Consider the following 16,752-nt stretch of genomic DNA (forward strand, 5'->3'; position numbering starts at 1 on the left):
CTTATCGGGCGCGCCTGACATGGTGTGGCCCCCGCGCGGGGGTACGCGCGGGGGCCGGGGACGCCGGTCAGCCGATCAGTTCGGCGTTCAGCGTGATGGTGGTGCCGGACAGCGCCTTGCTCACCGGGCAGTTCGCCTTGGCGGTCTCGGCCGCCGCCTGGAAGTCCTCGGCCGACAGGCCGGGCACCTGGGCGCGCACCGAGATGACGATGCCGGTGATGCCCTCACCCGGCTGGAAGGTCACGTCGGCCTTCGTCTCCACCTGCTGCGGCGGGGTGCCGGCCTGGGCGAGCCCGTGCGACAGCGCCATCGAGAAGCACGAGGAGTGCGCCGCGGCGATGAGCTCCTCCGGGCTGGTCTTGCCGTTGGCCTGCTCGGCGCGCGACGGCCAGGACACGTCGAACGTGCCCACCCCCGAGCTGTCCAGCGTCACGGTGCCGGAGCCGTCCAGCAGCGCGCCCTTCCACTGGGTGGTCGCGGTACGAGTCGTCGCCATGCGATCTTCCCTTCACTGCCTAGAGGTGGTTGCATGCCGAACCTACACGCGCGACCGGTGCGCCCGGTGCTCGGCACGGACCAGATCCTCCACTTCGGCCCGCAGCGCGAGGAACTCCGCCGAGCGCTTGATGGTCAGCGGCCGCTCGCCGGGCGGCCCGACGGTGACGTCCCCGGCGAGGTGCGCGGGGTCGCTGAACGGGCGACGGCCGGGTGCCGGCGCGTATCCGTCCGTAGCGGATCGGTGACGTGGTTCGCACGGCGTGCACGATTTCATGCGCACGCTCACATCACCGGCGGTGCCGGCCGGGGTCCCCCTTTGCCGCTACGGAATCGCGGGCCCGGGATCCGTGCTGGTGGTGCTGCCTTCCGGGCCGGTCCGGACCACCCTGCCTGGTCCGTCGGCGCGCCCCCGCAATGCCGAAACGGCCCTTGTGTGCGCAAACATTCAGAGTTACGTTAAGCGCCGGAAATGTGATCGAAAACCTTCGCAACGGCCTCGGCGGCATTCCGCGACCGGCGCCGGCCGGGCCGACCGCACCAGCCACCCGCGCATCATGGCGACCACATCGGGACGCACCGGGCGAGCATCCCCGCTCGGGACGGAGGTGACACCGGGAGATCACGGCACACCCGCTGAAGAGCCGGACCGGCCGGCGAGGCGCGTCCGCCGCCGGCCATTGAAGGAAGGGTGCCCGCAATGCAGGATTCCGATGGGAGCTTACGCCGCGGCGGCGTACGCCGCCTCCCCGCGGTGATCGCCGCCGGGGTGCTGGCGATCGCGACCATGATGCTCGCGCCACGGCCGGCGGAGGCGGCGGATCCGCCCTGGCTGACCGTCTCGGCGGACCGCTTCGCCGCGTTCAGCGTCCCGGCCGCCTACATCCAGGCGAACCTGGGCGAGGTCTCGCAGGTGCACATCGAGGGCGACTTCGGCCCCTCCGCCGCCTGGGTGGAGTACGGGCTGACCCGCCGGGGCGACCTCTGGTCGGGCGTACTCGGGCCGCTGGAGCCGGGCCTGTACCACTACCAGGTCACCGCCGACGACACCAAGACCCTCAAGGACCCGACCAACGGCGCCGGCGTGGCCTCCCGGCCGCTGCTGAGCACCTTCCTGGTGCCGGGCGACTCGGCGCGCCTGCTGGCCGACGCGCCCGACGGGCGGCGTGGCACGGTGGAGCCGCTGGCCTACCGCACCGGGAAGGAGCAGCGGACGGCCCTGGTGTGGACCCCGCCAGGGTACTCCGCCCGGGGCGGCCGCCCCTACCCCGTGCTGTACCTGCGATCCGGCCCGGACCGCGCCGCCACCGACTGGCTCGACCTCGGCCGGGCCGGGCAGATCCTCGACAACCTGTCGGCCGGGAACGCCGTCGAGCCGATGGTGGTGGTGATCGCCGACGGCCGGGACGGCGACCCAGGGCTGGCGGACCTCCGCAAGGCGGCCGGGGACGCCTACCGTGTGCACCGCGACCGGGAGCACCAGGCCGTCGCCGGCGTGGCCGAGGGCGGGTCGCAGGCACTGCGCGCCGTGCTGACCGGCCCGGGCGAGTTCGCCTACGCCGGCTCCTTCTCCGGCCGCCCGGCCCAGATCCCGGACCTGGGCCCCGCCGCCGGTCACGGGCTCAAGCTGCTGCGCCTGTACACCGGGAACGTGACCGACCCCGCCTACAACGCGACCGTCGAGCTGACCAGGGCGCTGGACCGCGCCCACGTCAGGTACGAGTTCGACGGCGTCGACCCCCGCGGGGGCGGGAACTGGGCCGCCTGGCGCCGGAACCTGATCGACTTCCTGCCGCGGCTGTTCCGCAAGGTCGCCGGCCACGGCCCGAGCGCCGGCCACGGGCCGCTGCGGGGCCGGTTCGAGCCGCCGGCGCCCGGCACCACCCCCACGCCGGCGGTGACCAAGGACGGCTTCGTCACGTTCGAGACCACGACCGCCTTCACCGGCGCCCGGCACGTCACCGTCTGGGCGAACATCGCGCCCGGCGGGAGCTGGCTGCGCGTCCCGATGGCGCGCACCGGCGACCGCTGGCGGGTGACCGTGGGCCCGCTGGAACCGTGGTTCTACTACTACCAGTGGATCGTGGACCGGGTGGGCACCAAGGACACCGCCAACCCGACGAAGGTCACCTCCGAGCCGGCCTGGAGCTGGTTCCTGCTTCCCGGCAAGCGCGCGCGGCTGCTGTCCGACGTCCCCGCCGGCCGGGGCGGGAAGGTCGAGAGCCTGACCTACCAGAGCACCGTGGCCGGCGCGGAGCGGACCGCGCTGGTGTGGACCCCGCCCGGCTACGACCCCGGCCGCGCCGAGAAGTATCCCGTCCTCTACCTCCAGCACGGCAGCGGGCAGAACTACACCGACTGGACCGAGATGGGACGCGCCAGGCAGATCCTCGACCACCAGTACCTCGACGGTGACCTGGTGCCGATGGTCGTGGTGATGGGCAACGGCAACTCCACCGACTTCACCCGGGAACTGCTGGAGAACATCGTCCCGGCGGCCCGGGCCCGCTACAACATCTCCGGCGATCCCGGCGGGCAGGCCCTGGCCGGCCTGTCGATGGGCGGCGCCCAGGCGCTCGGCGTGCTCAAGGCCCATCCGGGCCGGTTCGCCTACGTCGCGGCGTTCTCCGCCGGGTTCGGCGCCGGCACCGGCGTCGACGCGGCGGCCGTCAACGACGGGACCAAGATGCTGCGCATGTACGTCGGCGACGTCACCGACTTCGCCTACCCGTGGTTCGCGGCGGGACTGGCCACGATGGACGAGCTCGGCGTCCGCTACGAGTTCGACGGGATCACCCCTGGGCCGCACGGCTGGGACGTGTGGCAGAAGAACCTCATCGACCTGGCGCCGCGCCTGTTCAGGCGCTGACCGGCCCGGCCGAGGCGGCACCGCCGGGACACCGCCCGCCCGCGTCCGGGCGTGGCGGGCGGCCGGCGACCGGCGGGAGGGACCGGGCACGGGGCGTATCGACCCGTGCCCGGTGCCGCCGGTCGCCCCGGAGGTGGCGCGTGGACCTTTGCGACCCCGAGGGAGACCATGCCGATGAAGCGAACGAATTTCATGATCGCCGCGGCGCTGCTCGCCGCCGCGGGCGGGCTGGCCGCCTGCTCTCCCGACCAGGGGAAGAGCACGGCCGCGGCGGGCGGGAACGACGCGAGCAGCTGCACCAACACGATCACCAAGCAGAACCTGCCGGTCGTGACGATGTGGGGCTGGTATCCCAACATGCGACTCGTGGTGGACAACTTCAACAAGCGGCACGACGACGTGCAGGTCTGCTGGACCAACGTCGGCCAGGGCAACGACGAGTACCAGAAGTTCCAGACCGCCATCTCGGCGGGCACCGGCGCCCCCGACGTGATCATGGTCGAGATGGACCGGATCCCGACCTTCCAGATCCAGAACGCGCTGGTCGACATCAAGAAGTACGGCTTCGACGCCGTCAAGGCCGACTACGGCGCGGGCGCCTGGAAGGACGTCTCGGTCGGCGGCGCCGTCTACGGGGTGCCGGTCGACGGCGGCCCGCTGGCGATGATCTACCGCAAGGACGTCTTCGACAAGTACCGGATCACCCCGCCGAAGACGTGGGCCGAGTACGAGCAGGCCGCGCGGAAGGTCAAGGACGCCGGAGGCCCGCACTTCGGCGACCTCGGCGCCAACGTGCCGGCCCTGATGATGGCGCTGCAGATCCAGAAGGGCGCCACCCCGTTCACCTACGACCCGGCGCGGCCGAAGGCGATCGGCGTCCGGCTCGACGACCAGGCGTCCAAGGACGTGCTCGACTACTGGGGCGGCCTGGCCAGGCAGGGCCTGGTCGGCACGCAGAACCAGTTCACCCCCGAGTACATCTCCGGTGTGATCAACGGTAAGTACGCCACGTACATCTCGGCGGCCTGGGCGCCCGGGTATCTCACCGGCGCCGGCGTCGGCAAGGGCAAGGACACCGGCAGGTTCGCGGTGGCGCCGCTCCCGCAGTGGGACCCGGCCCGCCCGGTGCAGGTGAACTGGGGCGGCTCGGCCTTCGCGGTGACCGGCCAGGCCAAGGACCCCGCGCTGGCGGCGAAGGTGGCCTACGGTCTGTACGCCGACGACGCCTCGCTCGCCGACGGCTGGACCAATCAGATCATCTTCCCGCTGAACCTCAAGGTGCTGAAGGACCCCGAGTTCGTGGCCGCCAAGGTGGCGTTCTTCGGCGGCCGGCAGGTGAACAAGGAGGTGTACGTCCCGGCGGCGGACGGTTACCGGGGCGTCACCTACAGCCCGTTCGGCCAGTACTACTACGACGCGATGACCAAGCAGCTCAGCGCGCTGATCAAGGGATCGGTCACCGGCGCGCAGGCGGCCGACCGGCTCCAGCAGGACGTGGCGGCCTACGCCGAGGAGCAGGGCTTCACCGTCCAGTGACGACCAGGGTGGGCCGGGCGTCCCGGCCCACCCGCGACTCCCCGGCGTCGACCTCCCGGAGCCACGATGACATTCCTGACCGAAGAGAGCGCACCGCGCGCTCAGGTGACGGCCCCCACGGCCCGCGGCCGGGCGCGCCCGCGCGAGCATCTGATGGGGTGGCTCTTCGTCGGGCCGTTCGCGCTCGTCTTCCTGGCCCTCCTCATCGCGCCGCTCGGGTACGCGCTGTACCTCAGCCTCTTCCGCAGGCAGCTGATCGGCGGCACCGGCTTCGTGCTGTTCGACAACTACGCCAAGGCGTTCACCGACCCGAGCTTCCGGTCCGGGGTGTGGTTCGTCGTCCGCTTCTCGCTGGTGGCCATCCCGCTGCAGATCGCCGTCGCCCTCGCCATCGCCCTGATCCTGGACGCGGTGACCTCGCTGTTCGCCCGCTTCTCCCGGCTGATGATCTTCCTGCCCTACGCGATCCCCACCGTCATCGGCGCGGTCATGTGGGGTTTCCTGTACAGCAGGAGTTTCGGGCCGCTCACCGACGTCTTCGGGTGGTTCGGCGGCACCGCGCCCGACCTCCTCGGCGGCGACCTGATCTTCTACGGCCTGACGAACATCGTCACCTGGCAGTGGGCCGGCTATTACATGATCATCCTGTACGCGGCGCTGCAGGGCATCGACCCGGCGCTGTACGAGGCCGGCCGCATCGACGGCGCCGGCCGATGGCAGGTCGCGCTGCGGATCAAGATCCCGCTGATCACTCCCGCGCTGCTGCTCATCCTGGTCTTCTCGCTCATCGGCACCCTGCAGTTCTTCAACGAGCCGCAGATCCTGCGCCACCTGGCGGCCGGCACGATCGGACCGGACTTCACCCCCAACATGTACGCCTACCAGCAGGCGTTCGCGCTGGCCAACTTCAACTACGGATCGGCGATCTCCTTCGCGCTCGGCGGGATCGTCTTCGTCTGCGTCTACGCCTTCCTGTTCCTCACCCGCAAGCGCAGGAGCTTCCTTCGATGACCGCCCGCTCCCGCACCGCCGGGCGCCACCTGCCCGTCCAGGTGCTCCTCGGCTTCCTGGTCGTGTACTTCCTCGTGCCGTTCTGGTGGGTCATCGTCAACGGATCCAAGGACGCCTCCGGCCTGTTCGGCGGCGGCAACACCATGTGGTTCGCCGGCCGCGTCGACTACGCCGGCAACCTCACCCGGCTGTTCACCTACGACGGCGGCATCTACGGGAGATGGATCCTCAACTCCACGCTGTACGCGCTGGCCGGCGGGGTCGGCGCCACCGTCCTCTCCGTCATGGCCGGCTACGGTTTCGCCAGATACCGGTTCGCCGGCCGGCGCTTCACCTTCTCCGTCATGCTCGGCGCGCTGATGGTGCCCGCGACGGCACTGGTCATCCCGACCTTCATCATGTTCTCCCGGCTCGGCCTGACGAACACCGTCTGGGCGGTGATCCTCCCGTCGCTGCTCAACCCGTTCGGCGTCTACCTGATGCACGTGTACGCGCGCGACGCCGTCCCCGGCGAGATCCTCGACGCGGCACGCGCCGACGGCGCCGGCGAGTTGCGGACGTTCTTCCAGGTCGCGCTGCCGCTGATGCGCCCGGCGGTGGTGACGGTGCTGCTGCTGTCCGCGGTGGCCTCCTGGAACAACTACTTCCTGCCGCTCGCCATGCTCTCCGACAACCGCCTGTTCCCGGTCACCGTCGGCCTCGGCGTCTGGCAGGGGATCGCCGCGGCGAACAATTCGGGCGGCACCTCGCTGTGGAGCCTCATCATCCTGGGCGCGCTGGTGTCGGTGATCCCGCTCGTCGTCGCCTTCTTCACCCTCCAGCGGCACTGGCGTGGCGGCCTGTCGGCCGGCGGCCTGAGATAGGCCGCCGACCGCGCGCACCGCGTGACCGGGCCGCCCGCGGCCGCCCGGACGATCGCCCGGACGATCTCCTCAGGCGGGCTTCACGTTCACCCGGTCGATGATGGCGTCCAGGTCCGCCCCAGAGGGCAGCCCGCCGTAGGCCAGGCTCCGCTCCGGGCCCAGCCGGGCCGCGCAGAAGGCGTCGGCGACGGCGGGCGGGCCGTGCCGGACCAGCAGGGACGCCTGCAGTACCAGGGCGAGGCGCTCCACGACCTGGCGAGCGCGGTATTCGAGGCCGGCCGGGTCGGCGAGCGCGTCCTTGGCCGCGCGGACTGCGGCGTCCAGGTCGGCGTCGGCGCCCTTGGCGAGGTCCACCTCGCCGAAGAACGCGTCCAGGTTCTCCGGTTCCTTGCCGACCGACCGGAGCAGGTCCAGCGCGGCGACGTTGCCCGAGCCCTCCCAGATCCCGTTCAGCGGCGACTCGCGGAACAGCCGCGGCAGCTGCGAATCCTCCACGTAGCCGTTGCCGCCCAGGCACTCCAGCGACTCGGCCGCGTGCCCCGGGGCCCGCTTGCACACCCAGTACTTGGCCGCGGCCAGCGCCACCCGGCGCAGCGCCCCCTGGCCGGTGTCGCCGCGGATCGCCCGGTCGGTCGCCCCGGCCAGCCGCAGCGCCAGCGTGGTCGCCGCCTCCGACTCCAGCACCAGGTCGGCCAGCACGTTGCGCATCAGCGGCTGGTCGGCGAGCGGCTTGCCGAACGCCGACCGGTGCAGCGCGTGGTGCACGGCCTGCCGCACGCCGGCCCGCATGCCCGCCGCCGAGCCGAGCACGCAGTCCAGCCGGGTCATGTTGACCATCTCGATGATGGTGCGCACCCCCCGGCCCTCCTCGCCGACCAGGTGCGCCCGCGCGCCGTCGTACTCGACCTCCGCCGAGGCGTTGGACCGGTTGCCGAGCTTGTCCTTCAGCCGCACCAGGCGCAGCGCGTTGCGGGAGCCGTCCGGCAGCACCCGCGGCAGCAGGAAGCACGACAGGCCGCCCGGGGCCTGCGCCAGCACCAGGAACACATCGCACATCGGCGCCGAGTTGAACCACTTGTGGCCGGTGATCGCGTACGTGCCGTCGGCCAGCGGCTCGGCCCGGGTGGTGTTCGCCCGCACGTCCGAGCCGCCCTGCTTCTCGGTCATGGCCATCCCGGCCAGCACCCCCCGCTTGGTGGCGGGCGGGCGTAGGCCGGGCTCGTAGGCGCGCGAGGCGAGCAGCGGTTCCCACTCGGCGGCCAGCGCCGGGCGGTGCCGCAATGCCGCCACGCTGGCGTAGGTCATCGAGATCGGGCAGCCGTGCCCCGCCTCCACCTGCGACCACACGTAGAACTTGGCGGCCCGCGCCACATGCGCGCCCGGCCGCCGCGACACCCACGGCGAGGCGTGCAGGCCGTGCGTCACCGCCACCGACATCAACTCGTGCCAGGCCGGGTGGAACTCGACCTCGTCCAGCCGGTTGCCGTACCGGTCGTGGGTGCGCAGCACCGGCGGGTGCTCGTTGGCCAGCCGCCCCCACTCCTGCGCCCGCGCCGAGCCCGCCAGGGTGCCGAGCATCCGCAACTCGCCGAGGGCCCAGTCCGCCTCCTCGCGCCGCACCCCCTCCACCAGGGCGGGATCGGCGGACACATCGTGGCCGGTGAGCGGGGGGGCCTGGTTGAAGACGTCGTGCGTCAAAGGAAGCCTCCGGGCGATCCGATGCGTGCGGGCAGGGACGCGAAGCGTTCGTTCGTGCACACTCCGCTTTCCATCACATCATCATTTCCGGAAGAACGTTCCACCGGAGCGCGGCCCTGGTGGATTCGGTGCCCGCCGCTCGGGCAGGGGTGGCGCGACGGGGGACGAACGGACCGGCGATCGGGGGAGCCCGGGGTGAAGGCGTCGCATGTCCGCGTACGGCGCGGGCCGGTCGCCGCGTGCCGCACCCGGCGGCCGCGGGCTCGGCTCAACATTTCCCGGGAACAGTGGGATGCTCGGGGGCGTGGACGAGGAGGGGTGGGACCGGTGGACGGGCCTGACAAGACCGATGACCGGGTGCTCCACCAGCGTGTCGTGGGCGGCGACGAGGCCGCCCTCGGCGAGCTGCACGACCGCCTCTACCCGCTGGTGCTGGCGCTCGCGCTGCGGGTGACCCGGGACCGGTCCGTCGCCGAGGACATCGTCCAGGAGGTCTTCGTCACCTTCTGGCAGCGCCCGCTGTCCTTCGACCCCGACCGGGGCACCCTGCGGTCCTGGCTGGCCACCATCGCCCACCGGCGCGCGGTGGACCACGTCCGCACCGAGGAACGGCACCGCACCGCGCGCGCCCCGCTGCTGCCCGAGCCCGCCGCCGGCCCTCCCGAGGAGGGCGTGCTCGCCGCCGACGAGGCCGCCCGCGTCCGGCGCGCCGTCAGCCGGTTGCCCGGCGAGGTGCGCCAGGCCATCGAACTCGCCTACTACGGTGGCCGTACCTACCGCCAGGCGGCCGAAGAGCTCGGCCTGCCCGAGGGGACGGTCAAATCCCGGATCAGACTCGGCCTGCGGAAGATCGCCGACGAGCTCTCCGAAGAGGAGGTGTGACGGTGGATCGCCAGCCGCGCTCCGGCGCCGGGATCCCCGGACCCTCCGACCCCATCACCCGCCTGGCCGTGGACGCCGCCGCCGAGCGCCTCGGCCCGCCGCCGGCCGCCGCCCGGTCCCGGCTGCTGGCCGCCGCCCGGGCCGCCCGCCGGCCGGCCGGCGCCGCCGGCCACCCCGCCCCGTACGCGGCCCGGGTGGCCGCCATGGACGCCCTGCTCGCCTCGGCCGCGCCCGCCGACCTGTCCCGCCGCATCGTGGAGGGCTGGACGCTGACGGAACTGGTCGCCCACCTCGCCGCCGTCGACGGCCTGGTCGCGGCGGCGCTGGGCACCCCGGTCGCCGGCCCGCCACCCGGCGCCGACGACCCGATCGCCCGCACCGCCGAACTGCACGCCCACATCCGCGACCTGCCCGCCGACCGCGTCCGCGCCGAATGGCTCGACCAGGCCGCCGCGCTCGCCGAGCGCGCCGCCGCGACCGATCCGGGCACCCCGGTCACCGCCTCCGGCATGACGCTGCCGCTGGCCGACCACCTGCTCGCCCGCGCGCTGGAGACCTGGATCCACACCGCCGACGCCGCCGCCGTGCTCGGTCTCGCCCTGCCCCGCCCGATCACCGAGCACATCCGGCCGACCGCCGACCTGTGCGCCCGGCTGGTCCCGGTGACGATGGCGCTGTCCGGGCTGGCCGCCCCCGGCCGCACGCTGCGCCTGACCCTGACCGGTGACGGCGGCGGCACCTGGCACCTTCCCCTCGCCCCGCAGGAGCCCGCCGAGCCGCCGGCCGGCACGCCGGCGGACACCGAGATCAGCTGTGACGCCGTCGCCTTCTGCTTCCTCCTCGGCGGCCGCGGCTCCCCGGACGCCTTCCCTGCCGACGTCCACGGCGACCACGCCCTGGCCCGTGACATCCTGCACGCAGCCCCCGCCCTCTCCGGGCCTTGAGATCGGGTTGCGACATATCGCGGTTGGGGCGGTTTGGGGCTACATTCGGGGCATGGATGAATCGGGTGGCATGCGGGCTTCGGATGCCGAGCGGGAAGCGGTGGTCGAGCGGCTCCGGGAGGCGTCGGTCGAGGGCCGGCTGACGCTGGCCGAGCTGACCGAGCGCACCGAGGCCGCCTACCTGGCCGCCACGCACGCCGAGCTGGCCCAGGTCACCGCCGACCTGCCGGGCGGGCCGCCGCAGGCGTACCGGCCGCCGGCCGCCCCGCGGACCGGCGGGCGGGCCCGCCGGTGGCTGGTCGCGGTCATGGGCGACACCAAGCGGCATGGCAAGTGGCGGATCGACGGGGAGATCGGCGCGGTCGCGGTGATGGGGGACGTGACGATCGACCTGCGCGAGGCCGAGGTGCGGTCCAACGAGATCGACATCGTCGCCACCGTGGTCATGGGCGACATCAAGATCATCGTGCCGGACGGGGTGGACGTCGACCTGACCGGCGTCGTGGTCATGGGGGACAAGAGCACCAGGGTCATCGAGGCGCCGCCCGGGCAGAACGTGCCGATCGTCCGGGTCCGCGCGTACGTGCTGATGGGCGACGTGAAGGTGATCGGCGACTCGCACGCCAAGCCGATCAAACGGGACTGGTACGCCTGGAGCGGCTGGTGGGCCGAGCGGCGTGCCGAGTTCCGCGAGGACATGCGGGGTATGCGGCGCGAGCTGCGCGACGAGCGCCGCGGCCGTGGCCGCTACCGGGACCGGCGCGAGCTGTACGGCGCCGCGCCGGGCGGCTGGGACCACGGTCACGGTGCCTGGCACGGGGGCGAGGCCCCCGAGCACGCCGACCCCTACCGGCGGCCCGGCCCGCCGCCTCCGGCGCCGCCGTCCCCGCCGGGATACTGACTTCGGTCAACCGGCGGCCGCGGCGGCCTCGGCCTGCTGGACGGCCTTCTTGAGCGCGCCGGGGACCGGGTGGATCGGGTCGCCCAGCTCTTCGGCGCGGTGGCGTACCCCGCGCCATTCGGCCCGGGGCAACACGGTCCGCAGCCGGACGGCCGCGGCCAGCGCGGCGAGCGCGGCGTCCGCCGGTGCCAGGCGCTCCACCGGCCGGCCGCCCTTCAGCGCGGACGCGGCCGTGCTCGCCAGCTGCTTCGGCACCCGCGGGTCGCGGACCGTCACCTTGGTGTAGGGGAAGATGCCGAGCACCCGGTGGGTCTCCAGCCGGATCCAGCCGCCGGCGGCCAGCCGGGCACGCACGTCGCGGACGGCGGCGCCGGTCGCCCGGCTCACCCAGCGCTGCCAGGAACGGGGCCGGGCCGCTGCGATCTGCTGGAGCACCGGGTCCAGCAGCGGATCCGCGGAGTGGGCGCGAGCCGCCTTCGGCCGCCCGCCGGTGTCGGTGAGGTCGCCGCGCAGCAGCAACTCGGCCAGGATCCCGGCGCGCAGCAGGTAGCCGAGCCGGAACCCGGCGACCGGGCGTCCGCGCCGTGGGTCGTAGGCGAGCAGGTAGAGCCGCTCGGGCAGCGTCTCGGGCAGGTTCATCTCACTCGTCTCCTCGCTGGTCACCCGGGGGCGCCGTCCTCGCCGCCGCCGGTCCTGCCGGTCGTGCCGCCGTTCGCGTCGCCGGCCGTGCCGCCGTCCGTACGCCCGGTCGCGTCGCCGTCCGTACGCCCGGCCGTGCCGCCGGCCGGGGCGCCCGCGGAGGCACCTTGGGCCGGTGCCTTGCGCGGGCGGCCGCGGCGGGGGATGCCGCCCGCCTCGCCGGGCAGCCGCCCGGCGTCGGCCAGTGCCCGGCGGAGCAGGAACTCGATCTGGGCGTTGGTGCTGCGCAACTCGTCCCCGGCCCACCGGGCGAGCGCGTCGTGCACGGCCGGGTCGAGCCTCAACAGGATCTTCTTGCGTTCGCTCACTGGTACAGGGAGCCGGTGTTCACGACGGGCTGGACGTCCCGGTCGCCGCACAGCACCACCAGCAGGTTGCTCACCATCGCGGCCTTGCGCTCGTCGTCCAGGTCGACGACGTCGGCGACGTCCAGCCGGTGCAGCGCGGCCTCCACCATGCCGACCGCGCCCTCGACGATCTGCCGCCGGGCGGCGACCACCGCGCCGGCCTGCTGGCGGCGCAGCATGGCCTGGGCGATCTCCGGCGCGTAGGACAGCTGGGTGATGCGCGACTCGATGACCCGCACCCCGGCCGAGGCCACCCGGGCGGCGATCTCGGTGGACAGCCTGCCGGTGATCTCGTCGGCGTTCTCCCGCAGGGACAGACCGGCGCCGTCGTGCGAGTCGTAGGGGTAGTTGCCGGCGATGTGCCGGACCGCGGTCTCGGTCTGGATGGCGACGAACTCCACGAAGTCGTCCACCTCGAACGTCGCCTTGGCGGTGTCCTCCACCTGCCAGACGACGACGGCGGCCATCTGGATCGGGTTGCCGTCCGCGTCGTTGACCTTGGCGACGTCGGTCTCGTGGTTGCGGATCCGGGTGGAGACCCGGCGGCGCACGGTGAAGGGGAGCACCCAGCGCAGGCCGTCGGTGCGGGTGGTGCCGAGGTAGCGGCCGAGCAGCTGCACGACCCGGGCCTCGCCGGGCGCGATGGCTATCAGGCTGGTGAGCGGGATCACCCCCACCACCAGCAGGACCACCCCGGCGCCCGCCAGGCCGGCGACCTGCTCGGTCACCCCCCGGTTCAGCAGCCAGCCGCCCGCGGCCAGCACTACCAGGACGATGGCCAGCACCGGCCATCCCGACATCTCGAACGGCCGCTTCTCGCTCACCCGCGACGCCGGCATCTCCACCGCGGCCTCGTCCACCATCTGCGCCATCGTTCCTCCGGGGGGTCGGTCTCGATGGCACAACCATAGCAAAGTGATATCACTTTTTTAACCCCCGATTGCCCGATTGCAGCCGAAGAAGACTCGGCTCGCGTCGGCCCTCGAGCCCTGACCTCTCGTCGATCGACCTACGGGGCCGTCCCCTGGCGCCAGGCCTCGGCGAGCAGGGCGTAGGTGTAGCCGTCCACCCAACCTAGTTCGGCGTGCCAGGAGTCGCCCACGCCGTGCTGCTCACGACGCATGCCGACCTTCTCCAGGAGCCGCACCGAGGGCAGGTTGTCCGCGAAGCAGCCCGCGGTGATCCTGCGAACGCCCAGCCGGTCGAACGCGTATGCCACCATCGCGGTGACGGCCTCGGTCGCATACCCGTGGCCGCCGTACGCCGGGTCGAAGATGTAGCCGAGTTCGGCCTCCGTCCGCGGCGGCATTCCCGGTTGGCCCATGCCATCGGCCACGTCGAGCGAGACGGTCCCGATCACCATGCCGTCGAGGACGACCGCCACGCTGTGATCGTCGGGGTTTGCCGCCGCGCGCCGCCACACCGCGCGCAACGACGCGGCGTCGACCTCCGTGCGCAGGAGCCAGCGGGTGACCTCCGGCAGGTTGCGGTACTGCATGATCCGGTCGATGTCCTCGTCGCGCACCGGCCGAAGCTCTAGGCGTTCGGTGCGCAGATTCGTGCTCGCCATGGGTGGGACGGTAACGGTCAGGGTCCGGCGGCACACCTGGTTATCCCACCGCCCGGTCGATGACATCACAGGCACGCGACGGCCGTTCGCCGGGACCGACGATGCGCCGAGTCGGTGACCGGTTCGCCGCTGAATGCCGCCGGCGCGGTCACCTGATCGTCGTCAGCGGCGGGTGAGTGATGGTGGGCGGTCTTGGTGTAGCGGGTGCTTCAGTCGAGGTTGTTCCGTTGGCGAACCAGATTCGCGATCGCCAGGATCTTCGGGCGGCCGGTCGCCTTGAACGCGAGGCCGTGCCGGAAGATCTCGGGAATCCAGTATTCGTCCTCCTCCCGGAAGACGACTCCGTTCGCGGCGAGGACTTCGAGCTGGGCGGTGGTCAGTTCTACCGCCTCCGGGCTGAAGGGGATTCTCTTCCGTTCGGCCGGCAGGCTCTGCAGATGCTGGAGGATGGCGCCTACCTGAGGACTCTCCTCGGTAATGGCGCGGATCTTGTCCAGGCTGCACTGGACGAGGGCCTTCCTCATGGCGGCGGGTGTCAGCAGGCGGGTCGAAGAGCGCACGTCCTCGGCGGAATGAGCCGCCGACTCCTTGAGGAACGTCACGATGTCACGCGCCTGGATCTGGTCGTTGAAGTCGGACAGCGCGGCCAGGAACCAGCCGTCGGAACGCGCCTCCCTCGACCTTGGGGAGCCCATTTTCTCGCCCCACAACGGATGCAGCATCGTGCTCAGGGACTGGTTCCTGGCCGCCGCCACCTGGTCGGCCGTGAGTTCCGGCAATGCTCCAGAGCGCTGCGTCACCCAAAGGGCCAAGCGCAGCGCCTCGAAGTGATTCCACTTGAGTTCATAGTCGCTGTACCGGGCGAAGAACTGCTGGTGGTTCTGCCTGATGGCCGACTGCACGAGGTCACGCCGGACAAAAATGATCAAACCGAGGGGTCGTCCGCGCAGGCTGCGCAGCCAGTCGATGCAGTCGATCAGCAGGACCCGGAGCGCCTGACGCTGGATCTCATTGCCGAGAAGATCTTGAAGGAGATCCTCCAGCCCGTCGAAGAGGAAGATCCGGGTGTTCTCGGCGGCGAACTCGATCAACCTGTGCTCGACATCGGCAGGAGTGGCGTCGATGCCCACGACTCGGGCCATGCAGGTCAGCCACACCCGTCTCCATTCGACGTTGGTGAGCTCGGAACGCAGGGCGCCGTCCACCAGGTCGTGCAGTGCCAGTTGCGTGGCGACTCCGGGGCCCCCATCGGTGGTGGCGCCCTGCTGGATCTCGTCGATCCGCTCGCGTGCGGAGTCACTGAGATGCTTGGACACCAGCACCGGTGCGAGGGGCGCGTCAAGGGTCACGCCGGACACGCCGACATCGTCCGCGTAGCGGCGCCAGGTATGGCGGAAGCACATTTGCAGTTGGGTGAACGTCTTTCCGGAGCCCTTGGCTCCGGTGACCACACACAGCGGTGGTTCGGTCCGATGCGACGTGAGGATGTTGCGCAGCGATTCGGTCGGCAGGAAGTCGGCGTCTTCCGCCGTCTCGGCGTACACCAGCCGCTGGGCGAATTCGGTCAGGTGGTTGCGCCTGATCGCCAGTTCGTCAGGTTGCACGGCGATGGTGATCGCACCGCCGTCCGACGGATGATCCTGGCGAACCTGTTCCGGGGCCGGCAGAAGTTCGTCTGCGAGCGAAGCCAGCGTCTCGGAGAGGTGCTGACGACGCACCAGATCGGTGACCGCCTCCCAGGATTCGGGGAGGGCGAGAAGGCGGTCCTGGAAGACGCTGAAGATCGGTTCCAGGGTCACGTCCCGGTCGGTGATCAGATCATCCCTTCCGGGCGAGAGCCGTTCGAGGGTGCCGGAGATCGCGTCCCGGAGGCGGGTCGCGGCCGACATCGCCAGCTCCCGGTGTCCGTCCTCACGGAACTGGGTGATGACCGCGACGCTCGCCGGGTCGTCGGCACCCGACGGAGCGCGGCGGCCGAGTTGCTGGATGGTGCGGACGGTGCCGTGCAACGACTGGCTGCTGACCGTGGTGACGAAGATCCGCTGGATCCTGGGGTCGAGCAGGATGGGAGCGGCGAGTTCGCTGCTCCCCGCGCGGAGATCGATGAGAACCGTCCGTGCGCCGAGCCGGTCGGCGAGTTCGGCAAGAGACTCCGTCAGGTAGTAGATCGACCGGTCGGGCGTCAGCAGGTCGGTGGGTTCCAGCCGCGGAGGGGCGATGTCATACAACGACCGTCGGGTCGGCATGACGATCACATTTCCCATCATCTGGTTCGGAAGGTAGGCGGCTCCGAGTCGCACCGCGTCATCCGGGCGCCCGTTCTCGGAGGAGTGCAGGAGTGCGAGGAAATCCTCGTAGCCGAAATCGACCCGGCGTCCATGTGCACCGAACATCCAGGTGATTCCCGGCGCTTCTAAATCGGCGTCCACCAGCAGTACCCGGCCGCCACGTTGGGCGAGCGCCTCGGCGAGGGCGACTCCGTGCAGAGTGCGGCCGACCCCTCCTTTGAACGAGTGCAGGGCGGCTACCCGCACATCACCGGCAAATGGCGCACCGGGCCGTGGCAGCGGCTCGCTGAGGGAGGCCACGATGCGCCGCTCTCGCCAGCGAGGCTCTCGCCGTGGTTTCTCCACATCCCGCCGATGTACCGCGATCGGCAGCAACCGCGTCGAAGGGCGCCCGGGAACGTCGTCCAGCCGCAGCAGCGGCTGCTCATCCTGGAACAACGAGCCGACACCGAACACCTCGCTCAGCCAGGACAGGGCACTCACCTGGGACGCGTCCGGAGCGACGGTCACTTCCAGGCCGTCCCAGAAGGCATCGCACTCCAGCACCCACTCCGGCCAGCGGCCGGCCGCCGCCAACGCCGCGAGGTGGGCATCGACGTCGACCCAGGTGAAGATGTGCCCCGGAGTTCCGAGCTCCTCATCTGGCATG

The 16,752-nt window shown here is 71.8% G+C and carries 14 protein-coding genes and 1 pseudogene; 7 read left to right on the forward strand and 8 right to left on the reverse strand.

Annotated elements, in window-relative coordinates; genetic code table 11:
• Positions 1–67: 67 nt before the first annotated feature.
• On the reverse strand, positions 68–496 hold the full coding sequence (locus Sru01_RS27670; protein ID WP_203991512.1) for an OsmC family protein: 429 nt from the start codon (positions 494–496) through the stop codon (positions 68–70).
• A gap of 42 nt (positions 497–538) precedes the next feature.
• The gene (locus tag Sru01_RS27675; protein WP_203991514.1) at positions 539–772 is read right to left on the reverse strand and encodes a hypothetical protein; all 234 of its coding nucleotides are present in this window, start codon (positions 770–772) and stop codon (positions 539–541) included.
• 423 nt (positions 773–1,195) lie between these two features.
• Between Sru01_RS27675 and Sru01_RS27680 the strand changes: the two genes are divergently transcribed.
• The 4 genes from Sru01_RS27680 (at position 1,196) to Sru01_RS27695 (ending at position 6,774) form a co-directional block, all read left to right on the forward strand.
• The gene (locus Sru01_RS27680; protein ID WP_203991516.1) at positions 1,196–3,364 is read left to right on the forward strand and encodes an alpha/beta hydrolase; all 2,169 of its coding nucleotides are present in this window, start codon (positions 1,196–1,198) and stop codon (positions 3,362–3,364) included.
• Positions 3,365–3,538: 174 nt separating this feature from the next.
• Positions 3,539–4,900, forward strand: coding sequence for an ABC transporter substrate-binding protein (locus tag Sru01_RS27685; RefSeq protein WP_203991517.1), 1,362 nt, complete (start codon positions 3,539–3,541; stop codon positions 4,898–4,900).
• Between the two features lie 66 nt (positions 4,901–4,966).
• Positions 4,967–5,911 (forward strand): carbohydrate ABC transporter permease, encoded by a 945-nt coding sequence (locus Sru01_RS27690; RefSeq protein ID WP_203991518.1) that lies wholly within the window; start codon positions 4,967–4,969, stop codon positions 5,909–5,911.
• Positions 5,908–6,774 carry a carbohydrate ABC transporter permease gene (locus Sru01_RS27695; RefSeq protein ID WP_203991519.1) on the forward strand — a complete coding sequence of 289 codons (867 nt, stop codon included), beginning with the start codon at positions 5,908–5,910 and terminating at the stop codon, positions 6,772–6,774. The genes Sru01_RS27690 and Sru01_RS27695 overlap by 4 nt, the downstream gene beginning before the upstream one ends.
• Positions 6,775–6,843: 69 nt before the next feature.
• Here Sru01_RS27695 and Sru01_RS27700 read toward each other — a convergent pair whose 3' ends face one another.
• Complete coding sequence (locus Sru01_RS27700; protein ID WP_203991520.1) at positions 6,844–8,472, reverse strand: isovaleryl-CoA dehydrogenase; 1,629 nt, start codon at positions 8,470–8,472, stop codon at positions 6,844–6,846.
• A 327-nt stretch (positions 8,473–8,799) separates the two neighbouring features.
• On the opposite strand from Sru01_RS27700, the gene Sru01_RS27705 reads away from it, so the two are divergent.
• From Sru01_RS27705 to Sru01_RS27715, 3 genes are all read left to right on the forward strand, one after another.
• Positions 8,800–9,354, forward strand: a complete 555-nt coding sequence (locus tag Sru01_RS27705) for an RNA polymerase sigma factor (protein WP_203991523.1) — start codon at positions 8,800–8,802, stop codon at positions 9,352–9,354.
• Between the two features lie 2 nt (positions 9,355–9,356).
• The gene (locus Sru01_RS27710) at positions 9,357–10,298 is read left to right on the forward strand and encodes a maleylpyruvate isomerase family mycothiol-dependent enzyme (RefSeq protein ID WP_203991525.1); all 942 of its coding nucleotides are present in this window, start codon (positions 9,357–9,359) and stop codon (positions 10,296–10,298) included.
• Between the two features lie 70 nt (positions 10,299–10,368).
• Complete coding sequence (locus Sru01_RS27715) at positions 10,369–11,199, forward strand: DUF1707 SHOCT-like domain-containing protein (RefSeq protein WP_239137785.1); 831 nt, start codon at positions 10,369–10,371, stop codon at positions 11,197–11,199.
• Positions 11,200–11,205: 6 nt separating this feature from the next.
• On the opposite strand, the gene Sru01_RS27720 is transcribed toward Sru01_RS27715, so the two are convergent.
• From Sru01_RS27720 to Sru01_RS27740, 5 genes and pseudogenes are all read right to left on the reverse strand, one after another.
• A complete protein-coding gene (locus tag Sru01_RS27720; protein ID WP_203991531.1) occupies positions 11,206–11,838 on the reverse strand; it encodes a GOLPH3/VPS74 family protein in 633 nt (210 codons plus the stop codon).
• A gap of 176 nt (positions 11,839–12,014) precedes the next feature.
• Positions 12,015–12,206: pseudogene (locus tag Sru01_RS27725) on the reverse strand (type II toxin-antitoxin system antitoxin); the annotation flags it as partial.
• A complete protein-coding gene (locus tag Sru01_RS27730) occupies positions 12,203–13,108 on the reverse strand; it encodes an SPFH domain-containing protein (protein WP_203991660.1) in 906 nt (301 codons plus the stop codon). The pseudogene Sru01_RS27725 and the gene Sru01_RS27730, both read right to left, overlap by 4 nt.
• A gap of 146 nt (positions 13,109–13,254) precedes the next feature.
• Positions 13,255–13,815: a GNAT family N-acetyltransferase gene (locus Sru01_RS27735; protein ID WP_203991534.1), complete on the reverse strand. Its 561-nt coding sequence runs from the start codon at positions 13,813–13,815 to the stop codon at positions 13,255–13,257.
• Positions 13,816–14,024: 209 nt separating this feature from the next.
• The gene (locus Sru01_RS27740; protein WP_239137792.1) at positions 14,025–16,751 is read right to left on the reverse strand and encodes a KGGVGR-motif variant AAA ATPase; all 2,727 of its coding nucleotides are present in this window, start codon (positions 16,749–16,751) and stop codon (positions 14,025–14,027) included.
• Position 16,752 lies beyond the last annotated feature (1 nt).

Source organism: Sphaerisporangium rufum, from assembly GCF_016863395.1.
Classification (GTDB): Bacteria; Actinomycetota; Actinomycetes; order Streptosporangiales; family Streptosporangiaceae; genus Sphaerisporangium; species Sphaerisporangium rufum.